Annotated in this window: 22 protein-coding genes; 8 read left to right on the top strand and 14 right to left on the bottom strand. The window is 39.8% G+C overall.

The window, feature by feature from the left end; genetic code table 11:
- Positions 1–234: 234 nt before the first annotated feature.
- Together ACTWPF_RS02650 and ACTWPF_RS02645 are read left to right on the top strand one after the other, a co-directional pair.
- On the top strand, positions 235–1,077 hold the full coding sequence (locus tag ACTWPF_RS02650; protein ID WP_106898063.1) for a lipoate--protein ligase family protein: 843 nt from the start codon (positions 235–237) through the stop codon (positions 1,075–1,077).
- Between the two features lie 276 nt (positions 1,078–1,353).
- On the top strand, positions 1,354–2,079 hold the full coding sequence (locus tag ACTWPF_RS02645) for a DUF4181 domain-containing protein (protein WP_443148203.1): 726 nt from the start codon (positions 1,354–1,356) through the stop codon (positions 2,077–2,079).
- Positions 2,080–2,168: 89 nt separating this feature from the next.
- Here the strand turns inward: ACTWPF_RS02645 and pta are convergent, their stop codons facing one another.
- Positions 2,169–3,143: a phosphate acetyltransferase gene (pta, locus tag ACTWPF_RS02640; protein WP_106898065.1), complete on the bottom strand. Its 975-nt coding sequence runs from the start codon at positions 3,141–3,143 to the stop codon at positions 2,169–2,171.
- Between the two features lie 226 nt (positions 3,144–3,369).
- Between pta and hemQ the strand changes: the two genes are divergently transcribed.
- From hemQ to ACTWPF_RS02625, 3 genes are all read left to right on the top strand, one after another.
- Entirely contained in the window at positions 3,370–4,119 is a 750-nt protein-coding gene (gene hemQ / locus ACTWPF_RS02635) for a hydrogen peroxide-dependent heme synthase (RefSeq protein ID WP_036578548.1), read from the top strand.
- A 299-nt stretch (positions 4,120–4,418) separates the two neighbouring features.
- Positions 4,419–4,892: a spore coat protein GerQ gene (gerQ, locus tag ACTWPF_RS02630; protein ID WP_106898066.1), complete on the top strand. Its 474-nt coding sequence runs from the start codon at positions 4,419–4,421 to the stop codon at positions 4,890–4,892.
- A 121-nt stretch (positions 4,893–5,013) separates the two neighbouring features.
- Positions 5,014–5,265, top strand: coding sequence for a hypothetical protein (locus ACTWPF_RS02625; protein WP_443148202.1), 252 nt, complete (start codon positions 5,014–5,016; stop codon positions 5,263–5,265).
- On the opposite strand, the gene ACTWPF_RS02620 is transcribed toward ACTWPF_RS02625, so the two are convergent.
- The 8 genes from ACTWPF_RS02620 to ACTWPF_RS02585 all read right to left on the bottom strand — a co-directional run bounded on the left by ACTWPF_RS02620 (position 5,260) and on the right by ACTWPF_RS02585 (position 11,956).
- Positions 5,260–5,628 (bottom strand): DUF423 domain-containing protein, encoded by a 369-nt coding sequence (locus ACTWPF_RS02620; protein WP_106898068.1) that lies wholly within the window; start codon positions 5,626–5,628, stop codon positions 5,260–5,262. The genes ACTWPF_RS02625 and ACTWPF_RS02620 overlap by 6 nt on opposite strands.
- Positions 5,629–5,646: 18 nt before the next feature.
- Positions 5,647–5,946 carry a YwdI family protein gene (locus ACTWPF_RS02615; RefSeq protein ID WP_106898069.1) on the bottom strand — a complete coding sequence of 100 codons (300 nt, stop codon included), beginning with the start codon at positions 5,944–5,946 and terminating at the stop codon, positions 5,647–5,649.
- Between the two features lie 154 nt (positions 5,947–6,100).
- Positions 6,101–6,238, bottom strand: coding sequence for a hypothetical protein (locus ACTWPF_RS02610; RefSeq protein ID WP_199848498.1), 138 nt, complete (start codon positions 6,236–6,238; stop codon positions 6,101–6,103).
- 213 nt (positions 6,239–6,451) lie between these two features.
- A complete protein-coding gene (locus ACTWPF_RS02605) occupies positions 6,452–7,024 on the bottom strand; it encodes a cytochrome c oxidase subunit 3 (RefSeq protein WP_443148201.1) in 573 nt (190 codons plus the stop codon).
- A gap of 1 nt (position 7,025) precedes the next feature.
- Positions 7,026–8,936, bottom strand: coding sequence for a cytochrome c oxidase subunit I (locus ACTWPF_RS02600; RefSeq protein ID WP_443148200.1), 1,911 nt, complete (start codon positions 8,934–8,936; stop codon positions 7,026–7,028).
- Positions 8,937–8,960: 24 nt separating this feature from the next.
- Positions 8,961–9,647 carry a cytochrome c oxidase subunit II gene (gene coxB, locus ACTWPF_RS02595; protein WP_443148199.1) on the bottom strand — a complete coding sequence of 229 codons (687 nt, stop codon included), beginning with the start codon at positions 9,645–9,647 and terminating at the stop codon, positions 8,961–8,963.
- A gap of 489 nt (positions 9,648–10,136) precedes the next feature.
- Positions 10,137–10,445, bottom strand: coding sequence for a phasin family protein (locus ACTWPF_RS02590; protein WP_036578557.1), 309 nt, complete (start codon positions 10,443–10,445; stop codon positions 10,137–10,139).
- Positions 10,446–10,459: 14 nt separating this feature from the next.
- Positions 10,460–11,956 carry an AarF/UbiB family protein gene (locus ACTWPF_RS02585; RefSeq protein WP_443148198.1) on the bottom strand — a complete coding sequence of 499 codons (1,497 nt, stop codon included), beginning with the start codon at positions 11,954–11,956 and terminating at the stop codon, positions 10,460–10,462.
- Between the two features lie 69 nt (positions 11,957–12,025).
- Between ACTWPF_RS02585 and ACTWPF_RS02580 the strand changes: the two genes are divergently transcribed.
- Together ACTWPF_RS02580 and ACTWPF_RS02575 are read left to right on the top strand one after the other, a co-directional pair.
- Positions 12,026–12,211: a hypothetical protein gene (locus ACTWPF_RS02580; protein ID WP_443148197.1), complete on the top strand. Its 186-nt coding sequence runs from the start codon at positions 12,026–12,028 to the stop codon at positions 12,209–12,211.
- Between the two features lie 259 nt (positions 12,212–12,470).
- The gene (locus tag ACTWPF_RS02575) at positions 12,471–13,820 is read left to right on the top strand and encodes a YjiH family protein (RefSeq protein ID WP_106898074.1); all 1,350 of its coding nucleotides are present in this window, start codon (positions 12,471–12,473) and stop codon (positions 13,818–13,820) included.
- A 110-nt stretch (positions 13,821–13,930) separates the two neighbouring features.
- Here ACTWPF_RS02575 and ACTWPF_RS02570 read toward each other — a convergent pair whose 3' ends face one another.
- Positions 13,931–14,935 (bottom strand): acyltransferase family protein, encoded by a 1,005-nt coding sequence (locus tag ACTWPF_RS02570; protein WP_443148196.1) that lies wholly within the window; start codon positions 14,933–14,935, stop codon positions 13,931–13,933.
- Positions 14,936–15,584: 649 nt separating this feature from the next.
- The gene (ku, locus tag ACTWPF_RS02565) at positions 15,585–16,439 is read right to left on the bottom strand and encodes a non-homologous end joining protein Ku (RefSeq protein ID WP_443148195.1); all 855 of its coding nucleotides are present in this window, start codon (positions 16,437–16,439) and stop codon (positions 15,585–15,587) included.
- 265 nt (positions 16,440–16,704) lie between these two features.
- On the opposite strand from ku, the gene ACTWPF_RS02560 reads away from it, so the two are divergent.
- Positions 16,705–18,504, top strand: a complete 1,800-nt coding sequence (locus tag ACTWPF_RS02560; protein WP_443148194.1) for a DNA ligase D — start codon at positions 16,705–16,707, stop codon at positions 18,502–18,504.
- Between the two features lie 196 nt (positions 18,505–18,700).
- Here ACTWPF_RS02560 and ACTWPF_RS02555 read toward each other — a convergent pair whose 3' ends face one another.
- From ACTWPF_RS02555 to chrA, 3 genes are all read right to left on the bottom strand, one after another.
- A complete protein-coding gene (locus ACTWPF_RS02555; protein WP_238017863.1) occupies positions 18,701–20,095 on the bottom strand; it encodes an L-cystine transporter in 1,395 nt (464 codons plus the stop codon).
- 314 nt (positions 20,096–20,409) lie between these two features.
- The gene (locus ACTWPF_RS02550) at positions 20,410–20,850 is read right to left on the bottom strand and encodes an OsmC family protein (RefSeq protein ID WP_106898079.1); all 441 of its coding nucleotides are present in this window, start codon (positions 20,848–20,850) and stop codon (positions 20,410–20,412) included.
- A gap of 65 nt (positions 20,851–20,915) precedes the next feature.
- Positions 20,916–22,094 (bottom strand): chromate efflux transporter, encoded by a 1,179-nt coding sequence (chrA, locus tag ACTWPF_RS02545; protein ID WP_443148193.1) that lies wholly within the window; start codon positions 22,092–22,094, stop codon positions 20,916–20,918.
- Between the last annotated feature and the right edge of the window lie 140 nt (positions 22,095–22,234).

Here is a 22,234-nt window from a genome sequence, read left to right as displayed (position 1 = left end):
GTCGAACGTCGAAGTCACCACATCCTGTGGAAGCTCGTTGGCTTGCTTTTCCGTTCCTCACGTATTAATTGCATACGTTCCGGTACTCAAAGCTACGCCGCCTCGAACTTCTCGGTCCTTTTTATCCTCCTTTTTGAACTCACTCTATAATAGTATTATTATATAATAGATAAGCATGATAAAAAAGAGATGTTTCTAATTCTTAAAGAAAGCCTACACGGTAAAGGAGTACTTATGAAAAATTGGAAAGATATTATCCGACACCAAACATTCCGTTATATTGACCATTCTAATCAACCAACCTTTCATGGTGAACCATATACTGCAATGACCTCCTTCGCTATCGATGATGCGTTGGCATTATCGGTAAGCGACGAGCAGTCCCCACCTGCTGTTCGACTATGGGTACATGATGAAACAATTGTCCTAGGGATACCTGATGGAAAGCTACCCTATATAGCTGAAGGTATTGCATTTCTTCAACAGGCTGAAAAACAAGTCGTGATCCGCAATTCTGGAGGACTTGCTGTCGCTCTAGATAAAGGGGTATTAAACATTTCCCTAATACTTCCGGGTGTAAAGCAACTCTCCATTCAAGACTGCTATGAAGCCATGGTGAGCTTTGTTCAATATATGCTACATGATCTGACAGACGCTATAGAAGCTTATGAGATTGTACAATCCTATTGTCCTGGAGACTATGATTTAAGCATAAACGGCAGAAAGTTTGCTGGTATATCACAAAGGCGTGTGAAGGATGGTGCCGCCATTCAAATCTACTTAGATGTAGAAGGAAACAGTAAGGAACGTGCAACGCTGATCCAGCAATTTTATGAAATTGGTAAAAAGAATGAGGAGACTTCCTTTAGTTATCCAAATGTCGACCCAAATGTAATGGGTTCCCTTTCTGAATTACTCGGAATCGATTTGACGGTTCAAGATATGAAGCAACGTGTCACCAAAGCATTGGCTGACTTCTCAGAGAATGTTGTGACGATGGATTTCTCGGATGAAGAGGTATCCCATTTTGAAAAGCGACTAAAACAAATGCAAAAACGAAATGAAAAAATTAAATAGATTGAATTGTTCTATCCTACTTCGGCCACAACGGGTTACGGTAGGTTTTTTTATCCCGCTGAAACCGTTAGTTTTTAGTGGTTGAAAACGGACGCTAACACCCCGATTCGTTCAACTAACAATCAGTGGGGGAAGAACGAAAACCCCCACTGATTGAAGTTTCACTTTATGACGAAAAACATTTCCTTCCCAAAGTATGGCACAATCCGTGGCTTTGATATGTTAGGATAAGAGAAAAAATTGTAGTCGCTTTCATTTTAAGGGGGGAGAGAATTCGTGTCTGGAATCTCCATTTTCAGCACTTTTATTTTGTTAGGAACACAGCTCGCGAATTATCTGATTCGACAACATTACAATATCGAAGAAGAGAAACAACCTATCGACCACAAACAAAAAATTATAAAGCGCATTTTTTTATTCTTGCTTATCCTGATTGTAACTCTTTTATTCATTTATTCTACCTTGCAATTAACGTTGTTAATAGCAATAGGCGCTTCCATATTCTATATCGGGTACCAATCTCTTGTTGAATATAAATATGCCCAAGAAGAAAAACAATATATCTTTCATTTTGTCCGTATGATTGGATTTGCTATTATCTTTATCAGCATTTTTTTTATTACACAACGAATTATTTCTATTGAGGAAGTAGTACAAGATGAAGAACTATTCGATCCTGGAACGGTCGAACAACTGGAGATTGAAAACTATAGGTGGAACGGGGATAGGTCGAATGAACGGATGATTACTATAGAGGATTCACACTTGATCAATCGTTTGTTTAATACGCTGTTTACCCTAGAGGTTCGCGAAAGACTAGAGGTTAATGAAGACTGGGAGGAGATTTATAGTTTAAACATGCAAGATCAACCTATTTATTATATTGATGTTAGTGAGAAGTTGATCAACATCGGCTACACAACCTACGAAATCGTTGGTGAAAATCCTATTTATGCGTTGCTCGAGGAAATGGAAGTGGATTGGGAAGAATCAGCATACTAACATGAGGAACCTATTTTATCTATAAAAAAACAGAACAGTTCGAAGCAAGTGCTCCGAATCTGTTCTACTTTATTTATTTCAGCTATTTATTACTCAGCTGCTTGTGCTGCAGTGATTAATGCTAGCTTGTACACATCATCAGAACTACAACCACGTGATAAGTCATTTACAGGTTTGTTCAGTCCTTGAAGGATTGGTCCCACTGCTTCCATGCCACCAAGACGCTGGGCAATTTTGTAACCAATGTTCCCTGCTTCTAGACTTGGGAATACAAATACATTAGCATCCCCTTGAATCTCTGCATCAGGTGCTTTTTTGCTTGCAACACTTGGAACAAATGCAGCATCAAATTGGAATTCCCCATCAATTACAAGAGATGGATTTTTTTCCTTAGCGACTTGTAAAGCCTCTGTTACCTTTTCTGTTTCGGGAGACTTAGCTGATCCTTTTGTTGAAAAGCTTAGCATTGCAACGCGTGGATCAACGTCAAATAGCTTTGCAGTTTCCGCACTCTCTACAGCAATTTCAGCAAGGTCTTGGCTGTCTGGGGTAATGTTAATCGCACAGTCTGCGAATACATATTTCTCGTCATCGCGAACCATAATGAACACACCGGAAGTTTTTTTGATGCCTTCCTTCGTTTTGATGATTTGAAGCGCCGGACGTACCGTATCTGCTGTTGAGTGTGCAGCACCACTAACAAGGCCATCTGCCTGGTTCATATAAACGAGCATCGTACCAAAATAATTTTCATCAAGCAGAATCTTTTGTGCATCTTCTTTGGTTGCTTTACCTTTACGTCTTTCGACAAACGTTTCCACCATTAGATCGAATTCCGGGAAATCATTTGGGTCGATAATGGTAGAAGTAGACACGTCCACCCCAACTTCTTCTGCTTTTTGCTTCACAGCTGAGCGCTTTCCAATTAAGATTGGTTTCAATACGCCTTCCGCTCCTAGTTGGCTAGCAGCCGTAAGAATTCGCTCATCTGTGCCTTCTGGGAACACAATGCTTTTGTTGTTTGATGAAACTCTTTCTTTTAATTGATCAAATAATTGACTCATGTTTCTTAACCTCCTGATTGCTTGTAGTTAAATTCTAGATGATTTGCATAGTAAATCAAAGAAATTGCTCCTGATGACGGAGTCTTTTTTGACAGACCTATGACAATATATCAAATTTCAGGTGAATTCGCCATCTCATACACAATCTATGTCATGAATATCATTCCCTAATTATGCTATAGTAAAAACATACACATAACATTTATAAATTTAAGGAGAGATAAATATGGTTGAAGCAGTAGAAACCATGGATGGTTGGTATAGTTTGCATGACTTACGTTCCATCGATTGGAATGCATGGAAACTGGCTACAGAAGAGGAACGCAAACAAGCAATCGACAGCCTTCACAAATTACTCGATAAATGGGAAGCTGTAGAAGAGGCGAAAGATGGCAGCCAGGTTCTTTATAAAGTACTTGGTCAAAAAGCTGATCTCATGTTTATGTTCCTTCGCCCCACTATGGACGAGCTTTCTGAAATGGAAACAGAACTTAGCAAATCTAAAATGGGTGAATTTCTGCTCCCAGCCCATTCTTACGTATCTGTTGTAGAGCTTTCTAAATACCGTGAGTCTAAAGACGGGATTGACCCAGAAACGTTACCTGAAACGCAAGCACGTCTTAAGCCTATCCTTCCTAAATGGGAATATATTTGTTTTTACCCAATGGATAGAAGACGCCAAGGTGATGAGAACTGGTATACATTAGAAAAAAATGTTCGAGCTAAAATGCTTTATGAGCACAGCAAAACTGGACGTAAATATGCAGGTAAAGTGAAGCAGATCATTACAGGCTCAATCGGCCTTGATGACTGGGAATGGGGCGTTACCCTATTTGCACACGAACCACTTGAATTCAAGAAAATCGTGTATGAAATGCGCTTTGATGAAGTGAGCTCCAAATACGGGGAATTTGGTGAATTCTTTGTAGGAAACCATCTTCCAAAAGAGCATCTTCGGACCTATCTTTCCATATAATTAGTTTAAAAAGGGGCTGCCTAGAAATCGATACGTCGATTAGGCAGCCCCTTTTCTTTTATTTTCACATCTATTTCTTTTTGCATATCTGCCTACTTTCCTACATATCTATTAATAGTGAGTTTTGCAACAAGATTTTGCAGAAATGAGGTATGCCTATCGATCATAACTGTCCACCCAGCGGTTCGATGGAATGTAGGACGTTTTAAGGCACACCCTTTATTGACAGTAATGGAGTGACCACGAGTCATCTGGTGATGTGGCCTTGAACATAGAAGTAATAATTAGGAGGGATTTACATGAGTGAAAGTCAAGAAAATCAAGAAAACCAACAAGTACCACAAGGAAATCAATATCCAAGTTACCCATATTATTATTACCCAACGGCCTCTCCAGCATATTATCCTGTCTATAACACACGCCAACAATATCCCCAACAAACCCAGCAGACACAGCAGCAAATGCCTTCGGGATCTGAGCAAGGTATGCTTCCACTTCAAGAATCTTATATTGAAAATATTCTACGTTTAAATCGTGGCAAGCAGGCAACCGTCTATATGACCTTTGAAGGAAATAGTCAATGGAATGCCAAAGTCTTTAGAGGTATTATTGAAGCTGCAGGAAGAGATCACATTATTTTGAGTGATCCACAATCAGGAAAACGATATTTACTACTTATGGTTTACCTCGATTATGTAACTTTTGATGAAGAGATCAATTATTCTTATCCATATGGTAATAACGCTTCCATGTCCTCTTATGCACCAAGATAACAATAGATTCCTAAATATGACAGCGATTTTAACATTTAATAAAAAGGATGACCGGGAAGCTGCATCCCTAGGTCATCCTTTTTCCTAATATTATGCAACTGCCAAGCAAAGGGGTGATCATATGCGGCATCCGCTAGAAAAAATTATCCGCATCGAACTGCTAACCATTGCGCTTGCGTTGGTCATCGGTCTTATTTCCATTATTCAAGGTTATCTATTTCTCACAATAACTAGCCTGTACCTTGTCACTATCAGCTTTAGTTGTTCCGCACTCCTTGAATGGCAATCTCATCAGGCTGCTCAAGGTGCCAAGCATGCATTGCGTGCTTTCCTCTTATTCGTTATTGCAACCTACCTGCTATTTCAATTATAAATATTTTACGACGGCTGTACCGATAAGCACCCAGCCCACCAGAAACGCTACGCCACCAATTGGCGTAATCATGGCAAACGTCTTAATAGACGTAACGGAATAAATATATAGACTACCAGAGAATAAAATAATCCCTGCAAAAAACATGGAGCCTGCCCATATAAGACTACCACTTGTGAACTTAGCCATTAGCAAGCCCGTTACAAGCAATGCCATCGTATGAAACATTTGATAGGTGACTGCTTTTTCCCATGTTGCTATGGCCTTCTCTGATATTCTACCTTCAAGCCCATGTGCTCCAAAAGCACCAAGCGCGACTGCTAAAAATCCATTAATTACACCTAATAGTAAAAATAACTTCATTATTGTAGCCCCTCTCTCTTAAAAGTCAAAGATGGAATCCCCGTTTCCTTCATCATCATCGAGTAAATTATGTTGCTTGTTCGATTGTTTCCCTGTGGCATCTTTCCCCATCATTGCCTTTAGTTCCTCAGTTGAAATATCATCTATCTTTGTTGTTGTATCAGACTGTGTTGTCTGCTCATCCTCAAGGAATAAATCGCATAATAATCGTACACTCCGTACATGCTGTTGCACGATGCGATCATCATATTTATTTGCTTTCGCTTGCTGTAATTCCTTCATCATCTTTTGTATGATGGTTTCATTTGCAACCGCCATCACCATCGCTCCTTCATTAGGTTCATTCGTGCATATTATAACACGAGCTTACTCATTGAGAGAACTAAAGCGAAGCTAGTCTATATTTCAAGCGCCAGGGTGTATTTTTCCCAAACTAAAAAACCTTGGAGTTCCAAGGTCTCATGTAAAAGAATTAATAATTATTTATAATTTCTTCTTGTTCTGCCGCATAGCGATCATACACCCATTGCAAAAACTGCTCTTCTTTATCCTCAAGCTGTCTGCCCAAACTGTTTGTGGTATCTTCACATATTTGCAAAAAGCTCTCCATTCCGCTACGTTCCCCCCAAGCGTTAACACTTTTGGTCTTGAAGCTATTGTAACGTGATTTCCTCGTATTGGCAACAAGTAAATCAATAATTTGCTGAATTTACAGATAACTACTGATTTTGACATTTTACTTTCGTTTTATTATGACAATCTTTTATCGAGTTGCAGTTTTTGCCATCATATGCTAGTAACACACTACAATCAAACGGCCCGTTTATAATAAGTATGGTAAGTAAACTATCCCAATGATAAACACCCAGACAATATCAACGAAATGCCAATAATAAGAGAAAATGCTTAGCTTTTCGGTAAATAGTGTTAATGGTATTTGTCGAAAATATTGCACAAACAGAACAGCCATCCAGCCAATTCCAAACGCCACATGTGCTGCATGGAGACCTACTAGCACATAATAAGAGGACATGAACACATTTACCCCCATTCCGTGTCCCTCTCTTACAAAGCTTGCAAACTCATATACTTCAAAGCCTAGAAAAATAATGGCAAATAACATCGTTATTCCTAAACCTGTTAAAAAGAAAGCTTGCTTTTCACTCTTTAAAGCCCGCTCCCCTATCCATAAAGTACCACTGCTAGATAAAAGAAAAATGGAGGAAAGAATGACAGTTTTAGCTTCAAATACCTCAGACGGTTGGGGACCATCTGATGCAGGGGTGAAGATTAAGTATGTCGCAAAAAGCACGGCAAACATAATTGCCTCCACACCAAGATAAATAAAGAACCCCATTTTTTTATCGTTAAATAAAGCTTGTTCAGCACGATTCATCCTATTCCCTCCTTCCATAATGGTCTTCACGTTCATCCTTTAATGAACGTATTACAAGCAGTGTAAATAAGATGAAGGCAAATAAAATAGACAGCCAGTACCAGGAAAAGGTAAGACCCAGTGATAGAAAGAAAAGTGTCATGCCGATAAGGAAAGGTAAAATAGATTGCACCTCAAGAGGTGTTGCTCGTACCTGATCCGTGACAGGCATCTTCTTTCCAGCCGACTTTGCAAACCAAAACGAATCGATTCCTTCCACAACAGGCATGGGATCAAACGTATGCCCAGGCGCTGGGGAAGCTACACTCCATTCCAGTGTTCGACCATCCCATGGGTCATTCCCAACCTTTCTGCCTTCTTTGTATGTCTTATACACATTCCAAATAGCAAATAACATGCTACCCCCCATCAAGAATGCCCCGATTGTACTCATAAAATTTAGCTCTGCTAATCCGCCTGAATCATCATAGGTGTAAACCCGGCGCGGCATTCCCTCCAAACCAGTGATATGCATAGGGAAAAAGGTTAAGTGATAACCAATTAAGAAGGTCCAAAAATGCCACCTACCTAGCTTTTCGTCCAAGACATATCCAGTGATTTTTGGATACCAGTAATACAACCCAGCAAATATACCTAAAATAGTAGAGGCAATAATGACGTAATGGAAGTGTGCTACTACAAAATGCGTATCATGGAATTGAAAGTCCGCTGCAGATACGGAAAGCATCACTCCTGTTACGCCACCCATAACAAAGGACGGAATAAAGCCTAGCGAAAAAAGCATCGGCGTCGTAAAGCGAATAACGCCAAGTCGCATGGTAAATAGCCAGTTGAACACTTTAATTCCAGTTGGTACAGCAATTAACATAGTCGTTATCGCAAAGAATGTATTTGCCATTGGACCGAGACCGACTGTAAACATATGATGGGCCCATACCATAAACCCTAAAAAACCGATCAATGCCACAGACAGCACCATAATTGGGTAACCGAAAACCCTTTTTCTTGAGAAGGTCGAAATAACATCAGAAAAGATACCAAATGCCGGAAGAGCGAGAATATAGACTTCCGGATGACCAAATATCCAAAACAGATGCTGCCAATAAATCGGGTTTCCCTCTGTTCCTGAGAAAAAGCCTGCGCCAAATAGCCGGTCAAACATTAATAGATAAAGGGCAATGGCAAGTACAGTAAAAGCGATTAGGATTAAAAATGAAGTAATTAAGGAAGTCCAGGCAAACAATGGCATTCTAGTCATTTTCATTCCCGGGGCACGATGGCGCACAATGGTTACAATTAAATTCAGAGCCGTAAAAATCGTTCCTAACCCGGAAATCTGTAAACCAAATATGTAAAAATCACTGCCCGCACCGGGTGTGAATTGCTCTGTTGATAATGGTGCATAGCCTGTCCAGCCAATCTCTGGTGTCATATTAAGGAAGAAGGAAATATTAAAGAATATAGATCCGAAAAAAAACAGCCAGAATCCTACTGCATTTAAGAATGGAAAAGCAAGATCCCTTGCCCCAATTTGCAACGGTACGACCGTATTCATTAGACCTAACAGAAGAGGCATTGCTACAAAGAAAATCATCATTGTACCGTGTGTTGTAAAAACCTCATTGTACTTTTCACCTTGAAACACCCAAAAATCATTATTAGGAAAAGCTAGCTGTGTGCGGATAAATAATGCATCCAACCCAGCTCGAAAAAAATAAATAATACCAAATAATATATAGAGGATACCGATTTTTCGATGATTGGTCGTCACCATATACTCCCATATAAGCCCTAAACGATTCTTCTTCAAGACAAGAAATACCACAATCGCACCTAATAGGAGGGTGAAAACCCATGCTGCAAGAACATCAGACGGCAACATGATATTAATCCCAAATAAAGTGAATTTCATTTTTACCACCCCTGCATTGACAGTTTACTTTTCATTTAAATAGCTGGCATACTCGTCTGCTGAAACAACTTCAGCCTCAAACTTCATATTTGTATGGCCCAGCCCACAATATTCCGCACATTTCCCCTCGTATATACCAATTTGCGGATTCTTAATTTCATATACTAATTCTCTATCAGGCATGACATCTACCTTACCACCAAGTCTTGGAACCCAGAAAGAATGAATGACATCCTCAGATTTCAGATGAAGGAGGATTGTATCCCCTTCCGGAATCACCAAACGATTTTGTTCGGTTTTCCCGTTTACGTGCTCAAACGTCCAGTTAAATTGTTCTGCTGTCACTTGCACCGAAGTTCCCTCCTGTTCGGATTCCGTAGATAGCACAGGTGACTGGTCGTATGTCATCATAATGGTCGGAACAGCTAATATTGCAAGCAAGAGGAGTGGGCCGATTACCCAAGCTGTCTCCAGTCCCTTATTCCCTTTTACATCAGGTGGAATATTATCCTTTCTTTCATCCGTATAACGATACTTAAAAACAAATCGTATAAAAAGAATGGAAACAACCAATACGACTATCAACATTAAGGCAAAACTGTATATAATTAAAAAAGCTTGATCATCCGCAGTGTCACTTCGCGAATCTAACACCTTTATATTACAACCCGCTAATAGGAGTAAGAAAGGCATTATTAGAAGTTTTTTCATACCTATCACCCTTTTTTGGTAGTTGGAACAGATCAAAAGCACTTGGTGCTGGACATCGTCATTTCTGTCAAAAAACCACGCCAGACAACAATCGCATAAAGTGAAACTTCAATCAGTGGGGGTTTTCAATATCCCCCACTGATTGAATCGGGGTGTTAGCGTCTGTTTACTCCCACTAAAAACTAACTGCTTCACTTCATGTTTTGAAGTGGAAGACTTGCGGACGGTCACACCGGGATAAACGCTAACCATTTCCCTATAAGACACCCCCATAAACACAAAAGACAAGATTGAAAACGTTAGAAAACACGCATTCGCTCGTCCTTTAGCGAATGTGTACGTTTTTCTTATATTTGTAACCTCAAAATTTCAACTGCGTCGACTTTGCTTCCTTGCTGAAATTTTATACTTTCCTAACGTGCAAAAAAGGTCGAACGTACTCTATTGAGTAATCGTTCGACCTTTAACTATATTGAGATTATTCTTCTATTAAAGTTCGCTATTCTGCCCAAGCTTTGTTTCTAGTTCTGTGATTCTTGCGCGAAGTTCATTGATATCTTCTTTTGTTGCCAAACCAAGGTCTTTCGCCATTTTTTGCGTTTGTTCATATTGCTTTGCGCTCCACTCGTCCTTTTTCATTTCTCCCTTGTCCATGTATGTTTGCATGACAGATCTTGCCTCATCTTGGGAAAGTTCATTCTTATCAACTAGCGCTTTCAACCTCTGGTCAAGCTTTTCTTTGCTTGTGACAGCTGCTCCTATTCCTAGTAAAAATCCTTTTTTTAATACTTCATTCACTTGAAACACCCCCCTCACTGTTCCGACCGTAGAAATCGGTAATGGCGTATCATACTAAGCCCTAAACCTGCGAAGCAGACAATAGAACCCCACATGAGGAATATGCTAGCTGTTGAGCCAAGATTTGAACCAAGCAGGCTAACACTCCCACTAAATACGCCTAAAGAGAATAACATGATCTCCAGCACAAGAAGAAAATGATGCTTTAGCTTCATTTGCTGCTTCTTCTTGTCCCATTGCCTATCCTTTTCCCCATTTTCCAGCCAGTTTAACATCGCTCTAGGAAAAGAAAAAACCGGCTGAATTGTATCCTTTGCGTACTGTTTGTAAATCGACTCAATAAGCCGCCTGCCACCAAACCATTTTTTGACTTTTCGCTTTACCCACTTATCCAACTCGACATCCGGATAGATTGCCAGTAAAATCCCAAGGACGATAGACATTGCTCTACCCAGATAAGCATATTCTGCAGATAGCTGAATTGGTTGATCCTTTATAAAGATACGAATGTCCTCTTTCAGCTGTTCCATTGTATGTGCATCCAGCGTTTTAAATGATCCATTTTGATACATCTCTACCGTGTGCTTAATCATTTGTTTGAGCTTTGCTCGGTTTGCATTAGGCAAAATAAACTTCATATCATCAAGGACGTCAATCACCCGTTCATAGTCATCCATTATTACATTTTGGATAATTTGCTTAAAATAATGGATATCTTGGTTGCTCACTGATCCGATCATACCAAAGTCGATAATACACAGGGTGCCATCCTTCTGTAAGAGTATATTTCCGCCATGTGGATCAGCATGAAAGCTACCTTCGTTAAGAATCTGATCAGCATAAAATTCGAATAACCGCTTAGCTGTCTGCTCTACCGAAATGTGATTTCGATTCATAAAGGCAATATCAGTTACCTTTGCACCATCCACCCATTCCATAACAAGAACCTTTTCTGTACATAGATGCCGATAATAATCTGGAATATGAATGTGCGGATTTTCTTTAAATCGGTCTTGGAAGTACAGTGCATTATCTAGCTCTTGATGAAAATTAAGTTCTTTATCCATGACCGTAATTAACTCTGTATACAACGATTTGAGATCAGCTTTTCTTCCAAACGAAGTGAATACAGATAGGATCCAAAAGACGATGCGAAGTGCGATAAAATCCATGTGAAAGATTTTCTCTATCTGATAGCGCTGCACCTTAATGGCTACCTTCTCCCCATTTTCTTTTAATGTCGCAGCGTAAACTTCTCCAATAGAGGCAGAGGCGATGGAATCTTCATCAATATGGTCAACCACTTGATCAACTTCCGTACCCCATTCATCCTCAAGTAAGCTTTTTGCATACGAATAGGGCATGGGTGGTACTTTATCGACAAGACCACTTAATTCATTAATAAAAACTTGTGGCATAAAGTCGGTCCTTGTACTAAGAAATTGACCGACCTTTATGAGCACACCACCTAGCTGAACAGCCCGTTTCCGATACTCTCTAGCTTGTTTCATTAACAATCTGTCCCATTTCTGCCTTGTCCGCTCATCCCAGATACTATGTATAAAATGGAAGGAGTATATTTGTACGAGAAACTTGCAGGCCATCCAGACCAAAATGCTGCAACGGTAAATCAGATTATAATTTCTTTTGTTTCGCAACATAAACACCTCTATTATCAATACCCTACTTTGTCCTTGAATAAAACAGGTTTTACCTTTCCAAGAAAAAGGTATAAAAAGATGGAGCAACGCTCTCTTGCTAAGTAGCTATAAATCTATAAGGAGAGGTTATAAAAAAACACAAAAACGCATAAATATTTGTCGAATCTAATATACTCGCTTATAATACAAAAGGGTGTTTCTCCGGTAGTGTGTTTTTTAAAGGGTCTCATGCCTAGATCGTTATATATTTCGTAGTCTCAATGTATGCATAAGAACATAGTAATTACTATATGCCTGCAAAATCAAACAGACCTATACAGGAGAAACCTAATCAGAAAAATTATGTTACCTAGGTGGTATTTATATGGAAAAAAATCATTACAGAATTAGTGATCATATTAAGTTTATTATTCCCTCTTTAATTGGGGTATTTCTCTTCATGTTCCCGCTCAAAACCGATGATGGGGTGACCATCCCAATTGCATTGTTGGCAGGAATCGTGCAGGATGCTCTTGCAGGCCGTCTTTCTGCCATAATGATGGTTATTATTGTCTTAACCGCAGTGTTTACCTTAATAGCTAAAATGGCCGGTAAGGATGCCTTACAAAAGACGCCCTTTTTCCAACAGCTATTTTATGTAAGTTTATTTTGGACAATTACCCGTGTGATAGCGGCTATATTCGCTGTGATGGTGTATTTCGAACTTGGCCCATCATTTATACACGGGGCAGACACTGGAAAAATGCTGCTTGATGACCTGCTTCATGTACTCTTTGCAGTCTTCTTGTTTGCTGGATTGTTTCTACCACTCTTAATGAATTTTGGGTTACTCGAACTGGTCGGTACGATGATGACCAAGATTATGCGTCCATTGTTCAAGTTACCAGGAAGAGCTTCTATTGATTCCCTCGCTTCTTGGATTGGCGATGGAACAATTGGTATTCTACTTACAAGTAAACAGTACGAGGAAGGAAATTACACCAAGCGAGAAGCTGCCGTGATTGGTACGACATTTTCGATTGTATCCATTACCTTCTCTCTTGTCATAATTGGCGAAGTCGGACTTCAACATATGTTCGTCCCATTTTACTTAACTGTTTTATTTGCTGGTTTTGTAGCAGCACTTATTATGCCTCGTATCCCACCACTATCCAGAAAAGCGGATCGTTATATCGATCCTAACTCGGACGGAGTTAGTGAGGAAATACCAGAAGGTTATAATGTCTTCACTTATGGTTATAAAAAAGCGATTGATAGAGGTAGAAAGGAAACAAGCTTCTACCAATTTATTAAAGAAGGCTTACAGAATATCCTTGATATGTGGATGGGTGTAGCACCTGTCGTAATGGCTTTTGGGTTGACGGCATTAATCATTGCGGAAAACACTCCACTCTTTTCATGGCTCGGTGTTCCCTTTATTCCAGTATTGGAGTGGATGCAAGTCCCATCAGCTACTGCAGCATCTGAAACCATATTAATTGGCTTTGCCGATATGTTTTTACCAGCAATTCTAGCTTCAGGAATTGAGGAAGAAATAACGCGATTTATTATCGCAGCATTATCTGTTACCCAGCTGATCTATATGTCAGAGGTTGGGGGATTATTATTGGGGTCTAAGGTTCCTGTATCGTTCAAGGATCTTGTTGTAATTTTCTTGCTCCGTACACTCATTACCTTACCTGTCATTATCTTAATAGCACATCTAATCTTTTAAACAGCAAAACAGACGGCCGTTAAATGGCCGTCTGTTTTTTATATTAAAAGGGGGTATCATATATATACGTTTTAATCGAGAATTTGTTTCGTTCATTTGACTAAAATAGCTTACTCTTTGTATAAATGAGACGTTTTCAGATTCTGTTTAAGAATGGATGCTTTTCCTTCTATTACTGGCTGCCATAATCCCAGGATTGGTCTACTTGAAAGTAGAAAGACGAGACCCAGTGATAATGCTGCTAATCCAAGGAAATCATGCAGTCCGTTAATCTGAAACACGTCTGCCTGACGAAAATACTGGATGAAAAAGCCGTGCAGTAGGTAGACATACAATGTACGTGCACCTAATTTCGTCCAGTTATAGTGTGTTTTAGGAATCCATGCCAACACACTGACGACCATGATAGCTGCCGTAATATAAACTAGCAAGCGAGCAAGTCCCCCATACTCTGCCATTCCTAGATCACCATATGATTTAGAAGCAAGAAGCCAGCCTGAGTTAAACTCTGGCATAAAGTAAATACTTAGAAAAACAGCACTCATAATGACAAGAGAAGCTATTTTAACACTTTTATGTTTTAAAAGCATGATCTGCTTTTCAGTCAAAAAGTAACCGATTAAGAAAAACGGGAAGAATACAAAGGTTCTTGACAGGCTAAAAGTATGACCAATTTCGCCAAAGTACCCAATGATTAAACCAATTTGCAAAGCAATTGCAATACTTAACAATGGAGGCATTTTTTTAAACCAATATAATAAAAGATGCCAACTGAATAAGCTAAACAAAAACCATAACGCCCAGTGGGGACTAAAAAGATCTGTCTGCCATCCTGATTTCCCTATTAAGAAATAATAGCCGGAGTACAATACTTGAAAAATCAAGTACGGCACGAGCAGCTTCTTAACTAGATTTATAATATAACTGAAGTTCCCTGCGCCTTTAGCAAAAAAGCCAGACATTAAAATGAACGCAGGCATATGAAAGGTGTAAATCCAAGAATATAATGTGCTCATTTCTCTTGATCCATCTACGAAAGGTTGTATCATGTGGCCGAATACAACGAAGAAAATTAAAACGACCTTCGCATTATCAAAAAAGGCATTTCTTTCCATATCTCTCATCCTCTAATAGTTAAATTAAGGTTGCATATTTCACTTTACCTCTTTTTCTATAAAAATATATAGGTTGGCCGCCGATTTTATGTAGATGTTAGGAGCGTGTAAATGTTTTGCAAAAAAAGCCTTCAAACTGTAATGATCATGGTGCAATTTGCCACATTTTCAAAAGTACCTTCTCACGTTCTTGCTAAGCTAGAATTAAAAGGCCTGGGAAATTGGAGTATCGGTAAAGCAAAAACCGGACGAATTTATTAAATACGTCCGGAACTTTTTATAACATTATGGATACGAGACGCATTAATTAGCGGAGGAAAATATAAGACTCCAGTGGGAAGAGCACGAGTTTGAAGACCCCGGAAGAAGCGTTTTTTGCTTCTGAGGAGGCTGAGGCCGTGCCCACGGAAAGCTTGTATTTTCCGTAGCGATAAGTATGCAGTACCCTAGACTCTTTTATTAAATTGTTCACTTTATAAAGTGAACCTTCAATCAGTGGGGTTTTTATCCTTCCCTCACTGATTGTTAGTTGAACGAATCGGGGAGTTAGCGTCCGTTTACTCCCACTTAAACATCACGGTTTCACTTCATGTTTGAAGGGTGAGTCTTACGGACGGTTGCACCGGGATAAATAGAACAAACCGTATTTTTATGTCGCAGTTTTCTTTTTGGTCGTACTCTTTACTTTCTTGGTCGGTTGCTTTGGTTTTGGTTTATCCTGCTTTGCACGATCAAGTGATGCTTGCAAGGCGTCCATCAGGTTCGTTGCACCCTCTGATGTAGGCTTACCTTTCTCCGTAGCAACTGGAGTTGTCGTTTCCTCATTATTTTTCTTCTGTTCAATAAGCTCCATCAGGGCTGTGCGATACTCATCTGTATATTTTTCTGGTTCAAATACTGTCGTTAGTTGCTCAATAAGCATTTTGGCAGTATCCAGCTCTTTTTCCGAATTAGCTGATGCCTCAGGAACATTCGGCACATCCGCTACATTCCTTACCTCGTCTGGATAATGAATGGTCTCTGCGACCAAGGTATTTTGGTAAACACGAATTACAGCCAGCTGTTCTTTAGATCGAATAATCATTTTAGCTACCCCAATCTTACCTGTTTCCTCTAACGCATTCCGTAACAGACTATATGCCTTAGTGCCCCCTTCATTCGGGGATAGGTAATAGCTTTTTTCAAAATAAATGGGATCAATTTCCTCTAATTTTACAAAGTCGACAATCTCCACCGCTTTATCCTCTTGCTCTTTCTGCAATGCTGCTAAATCTTCTTCATCAAGAACAACAAATTTATTTTTTGCATACTCGTAAGCCTTCACGATCTCTTCTTGCTCAATTGGCTTATCACATATTGGGCAAACTTTTTCATACTTAATTGGTGATTGGCATTCCTTGTGTAACTGACGAAGCCTTACATCCTTGTTCTCTGTTGCAGCATGCATTTTGACAGGAATATTTACTAACCCGAAGCTTATAGTACCTTTCCACATGGTGTGCATCCGAATTCCTCCTTTTTCACTAGTTTGCCGGAAGTTGTAACGTTTTATCCAAACTGTATGTTTTTCCAGTGGAAAACGAAAGCTATAAAGTGAAACTTCAATCAGTGGGGGTTTTCATTCTTCCCCCATTGATTGTTAGTTGAACGAATCGGGGTGTTTGCGTCCGTTTACTCCCACTAAAAAACTTCATGTTTTGAAGGGGGAATCTTACGGACGGTTGCACCGAGATAAAAGCATTCATCCATTTAAAAGAGGGGTTGGGAAAATGGCCGTAATGAAACCAATAGCAAGCTCAGATATACCAACAGGCGAAGAATGGCTGTATGAGATAAAATTTGATGGTTTTCGTTGTGTGATGCATTGGGAGAAGGACAGGATTCGACTAATAAGTAAAAACGGTAAAAATCTGACAGACAGCTTTCCTGAGATTGTAGAATTTTGCTTAGAGCATGAGTCAACTGTCGCTAATTTTCTCCCGCTCATTCTAGACGGGGAACTTGTCGTATTAAATACTGATTACCAGGCAAATTTTGCGCTTGTTCAACAACGAGGTCGATTAAAAGACCCCACAAGGATAAAGCAGGCTGCAGAACAGCGACCAGCTTCTTTCCTCGCATTTGATATCCTTGGTCTGCATGGGACTTCAATAGAGAAGGAACCGCTAATGAAGCGAAAGGAAACCCTTGCAACTGTCTTCCAGCAGATAGGCAAGACCAATACACTCTCATTCGTCCCCGCTCATTCTAATCCAAAGCAACTATGGGATATTCTTTTTGACCATAAAGGGGAAGGACTGATTGCAAAACGAAAAAATAGCACCTATCAAGTCGGAAAAAGCCATCGTGATTGGTATAAAATTAAAAATTGGCGAAAGCTGCATGGATTTCTTACCACATACGATTCACAAAATAACTACTTTTCCATTGGTATATATCAAGAGGACGATGTAACCGAAATTGGGAAATGTGCCCATGGACTGAGAGAAACAGATTTTCGCACATTGAAAGAATTGTTTCTTACAAATGGCGAAAAGAGAGGTGCTTTCTATCATCTCCCGCCAGCTATTTGTGCCCAGATTCACAGTTTAGATTTATACAAAAATGAGCTTCGCGAACCGGCCTTCGCTTCCCTTCTCCCACATGAGCAACCTTCTGCAATGACGAGAAAACGTTTAAAACTGGACATGGCAATGCTCCCTGAAACGATCGAACTGACGAACACGGATAAGACTTTTTGGCCTAAACCAGGATATACAAAAGGGGATTTGCTCACATATGTAAGGGAGATTTCGCCTTATATGCTCCCCTTCTTAAAGGAACGAGCCTTAACGATCATTCGGTCCCCTGATGGCGTGGAAGAGGATTTCTTTTACCAAAAACACCTTCCAGAATACGCGCCTGATTTTATAGAGCGAATACCCGCTGGGGATAATGAATTTCTCCTAACCTGTGAGGGTCTTGATTCACTCATGTGGTACGCTAATCATGGCACGGTAGAATACCATATCCCGTTTCAAAAACGGGCTTCAGAATATCCCGCTGAAATTGTGTTTGATTTGGACCCACCAGATCGAAATAGTTTTCCGCTTGCCATTGAAGCAGCTAGCTTACTTAAAGAACTACTTGATCAGCTTAACTTGATATCGTTTGTAAAAACATCTGGAAACAAAGGGCTTCAGATTTACATTCCGCTTCCTGAGAAAAGTATGTCTTATGAACAGACTGCCCTTTTTACACAGGCAATGGCCTGGACAATTGAAAAAGCCCAACCTAAAAGCTTTACTACGGAGAGAATGAAGAAAAATCGTGGCGGGCGTCTATACATTGATTATGTTCAGCATGGAAAAGATAAAACCATAATTGCGCCCTACTCTACCCGTAAGACAGCTGAAGCGACCGTTGCCACTCCCCTCTTTTGGAATGAGGTCAAGGATGGGCTATCACCCGAGCAATTTACGATAAACAATGTTCCGGGACGCGTAAAAGAACTTGGTTGCCCTTTTTCCGATTATCAACTTGCCAAGCAGGAACAACAAGTTGAATCGATTCTTACATTGGTTAACTGATTAGAAAGACTCGCATTCGCTCGTCTTTTAGCAATCTATTCGTTTTTCTTATACTTGGGACTTCAAAATTTTCACTACGTCGTTATTGCTTCCTAGCTAAAATTTTATACTTTCCTAATGTGAAATAAATAAAGCCGAGAGACCATTCGTAATGATCTCTCGGCTCTCGCTTTAAATTTACTTAACAGTTTTTATATTACAATGATGTGTTTTCTTCAATTGCAGTTTTATCATTGTACGTTTTAAGGTTTAAGGTTTTCATGATTCGTGAAGTAATCGTTCCAGAAACCATTGCACCGTTAACATTAAGCGCTGTACGACCCATATCAATTAAGGCCTCTACGGAAATTAACAAACCAGCAAGCGCAACAGGCATATTCATAGAAGATAGTACAATTAGTGCTGCAAAGGTTGCACCACCACCAACTCCAGCGATACCAAATGAACTAATACCTATAATTAACACAAGCTGTAGAATGAACATTGGATCTAATGGATCAATTCCCACAGTCGGCGCAATCATAACAGCAAGCATGGCAGGATATACACCAGCACAACCGTTTTGCCCCATTGTTGCCCCGAAGGATGCTGACATGTTTGCCACTCCTTCATTTACACCAAGCGAGTTTCGTTGAGCCTGAATATTTAATGGAATCGTACCAGCACTTGAACGAGACGTGAAGGCAAATCCTAATACAGGTATTACTTTTCGTAAATAAACCATTGGATTTAAGCCGAATACACCTACAAGTACGAGATGAATGATGAACATGACAGCCAATGCAACATAAGAAGCTATCACAAATTTACCTAATTCTATTATTCCAGCAAAGTCTGTACTTGCCACCGTATTTGCCATTAATGCAAGAATACCAAATGGCGTAAGTCGTAAGATCAGTGTAACGATACGCATAACGACTGCGTAAAATGAGTTTACAATTTTAGTAAATGTTTCTGCCTGTTCCGGATTCTTTCTTCTTACCCCGAGCACTGCAATTCCCACAATAAGTGAGAAGATTACCACTGCAATAACGGAAGTGGAACGCTCCCCTGTCATATCAAGGAAGATATTTGATGGGATAAAGTTAAGAATCTTATCTGGAGTTGACTGGGCCTCTACATCACCTAGCCTATCCTCAAGCATAGAACCACGTTCACTCTCTGCCTGACCTGCTTCAATTTGTTCAGCACTAAGATCAAAAACTGTAGCTGTTAAAATTCCGACCAATGCTGCCACCATTGTTAAAGAAATTAAAGTTCCGATTATCCAAGCAGACATTTTACCAAGCTCTGCTGTTTTTTCCAGATTAATAATCGACTGAATGATGGAAACCATAACGAGTGGAACAACGATCATCATTAGTAATCGTACATAGCCACTACCTACAATACTGTACCAACCCGTTGTTTCGGTAAGCACCTCTGAGCCAGCACCATAAATTAATTGCAACACCGTACCTAGCACTATTCCTAATCCCAAACCAGTAAATACGCGTTTTGTAAAAGAAAAATGCTTTTTTTGCATCCAAATAAGTAAACCGATGATTGCTAATAACACGACAATGTTTAATACAATATATAAAACATCCATTTTGTTGCCTCCTTTTCCTCTTGTTTTAGTTATCCTCTAACTACGATATGTATGTAGTTAGGTAATTACCTAAATCCAGTCTATGCAGACGGATCTTCTATCGTACGTTATATTATATATAATTCCGATAAAAATAGTATGCTTTAATAAGATACAATGCATCATACAAAGTGTCAAGGGATTAATTTCATTGTCAAAATGGCTAAAAGGGAATGAGAGAAAAATACATTAGATATAGTATTTTAATTAGACAAAAACCGCACGAGCAATCGAATTAAGAAGGTATTCGAACTCGTACGGTTTATATTTAATTTCTAGCCTAACATTGGTTCTAATTCGACGTCTACATTCCCTTTAATCGCACGTGAGATCATACAGCTTTCTTCAGCCTTATCCACTAACCGTCTAAGCTTTTCCTGCTCCCTCTCTGTTGCGGTAGGTTGTAAGTACACGGTTGGTTTATGGACTATTTTCTTATAGGTTATAACCCCATCTGTAACATCCACATGCCCTACAGATTCAAGTTCCATGTGTTTCAAAGGAAGACTGGATCGTTCGATCATGGCAGCGAGCGTTATAAGATAACAGGTGGCAGCTGCTCCTAAGAGCATTTCATCCGGATTTGTTCCTATACCAGGGCCATCCATTTCCTTCGGTATAGAAATTTTGGTTTTTAGATTCCCTGCTTCAATAAATCCTTCACTATTTCTTCCACCAGGCCAATCTGCCTTTAATTGAAATAGATGTGTTGCCATAAGTATCACCTCTTTTCCCATACTACCAAATTAACTTTATAACAAGGGAATAATCTGCTTCATGATTACAGAATACCGAGTAACACCTCTCCACCTAGGACCCCAATCACAACTACTGCCCAGGCAGGGATTTTCCAAAATTGCATTAGAGCAAATAAAATCACCGCTAAGGCAAAGTGCTGGCTACTTAGAATCGCGCTAGTAAACACTGGATTATAGAAGGCTGCAAGTAATATACCAACAACACTAGCATTCACACCAATTAACATACCCTGAAAGGATTGCTTTCCTCTTAATTCACTTAAAAAAGGCAAGGCACCAATGAGCAGTAGAAAGGACGGAAGGAAAATAGCGACCGTTGCGACAATCGCACCTAGTATTCCTTCCATCATCGTACCTATATAAGAAGCAAAGGTAAATAGAGGTCCTGGTACAGCTTGTGCCATCCCGTATCCGGCGAGAAATTCACTCCCTGTCAAAAATCCAGGAGGAACGATTTCCTGCTCTAACATCGGTAACACTACATGTCCCCCACCAAATACGATGGAACCAACTCGAAAAAACGTGTCGAATAGTTGAATATAGGCATTTGATACAGTTTGCGCAAGAATAGGGAGCCCAACAAGCAGCAAAGCTAGTATGCTAAGTGATAAAACTCCCTGTCTTTTCGTAATAGAAATGGAGAACGTTGATAGAGAAGGCTGCTGTCCCTTTCTGAAGCCTACATAGCCGACAAGCGCCGCCATTACAATGACCCCTATTTGCACCAAAGCAGATGGGAACATTAGCATAATAAGCATGGCCACAAGGGCAATCCCCATCCTCGGCCTGTCTGGCGCAAGTTTTCTTCCAAGGCCTAGGACCGCATGAGCCACCACTGCTACCGCAACAACCTTCAAGCTTGCAATCCAAGTTGTATCCCCTAATTGGAAATTCTGATAAAACAATGCAAACAAAACAAGGATCAGCACAGATGGAAGGGTGAAGCCAAGCCAAGATACGATTCCTCCAAGTAAGCCGCCGCGCATCATTCCTATCGCAATCCCAACTTGACTGCTCGCAGGACCAGGGAGAAACTGACATAGTGCAATAATATCTGCATAGAGTTTTTCATTTAACCATTTGCGTCTATCTATGTATTCTTCTTTAAAGTATGCCAAGTGTGCTACTGGACCACCAAACGAAGTAAGGCCAAGCTTTAGCGAGGATCTTAGTATTTCTAATTGTCTTTTTTCTTTCTTCATAAATACCTCCTATAAAAATAGTTAAAATAAAAATACCATACTTTCTACTAATGTTAAGCAAAATTTACATAATCTTTACATGAAAGGTTTGTTGGCACTCTATAGTGGGTAATGTTATACTAAAAAATAGGGAAAGCAAT

Origin of the sequence: Oceanobacillus sp. M65, from assembly GCF_052246275.1 — a bacterium.
Lineage (GTDB): Bacteria > Bacillota > Bacilli > Bacillales > Amphibacillaceae > Oceanobacillus_B > Oceanobacillus_B jordanicus.
The sequence above is the reverse complement of the archived record's forward strand: the minus strand, read 5'-3'. Positions and strand labels throughout refer to the sequence as shown.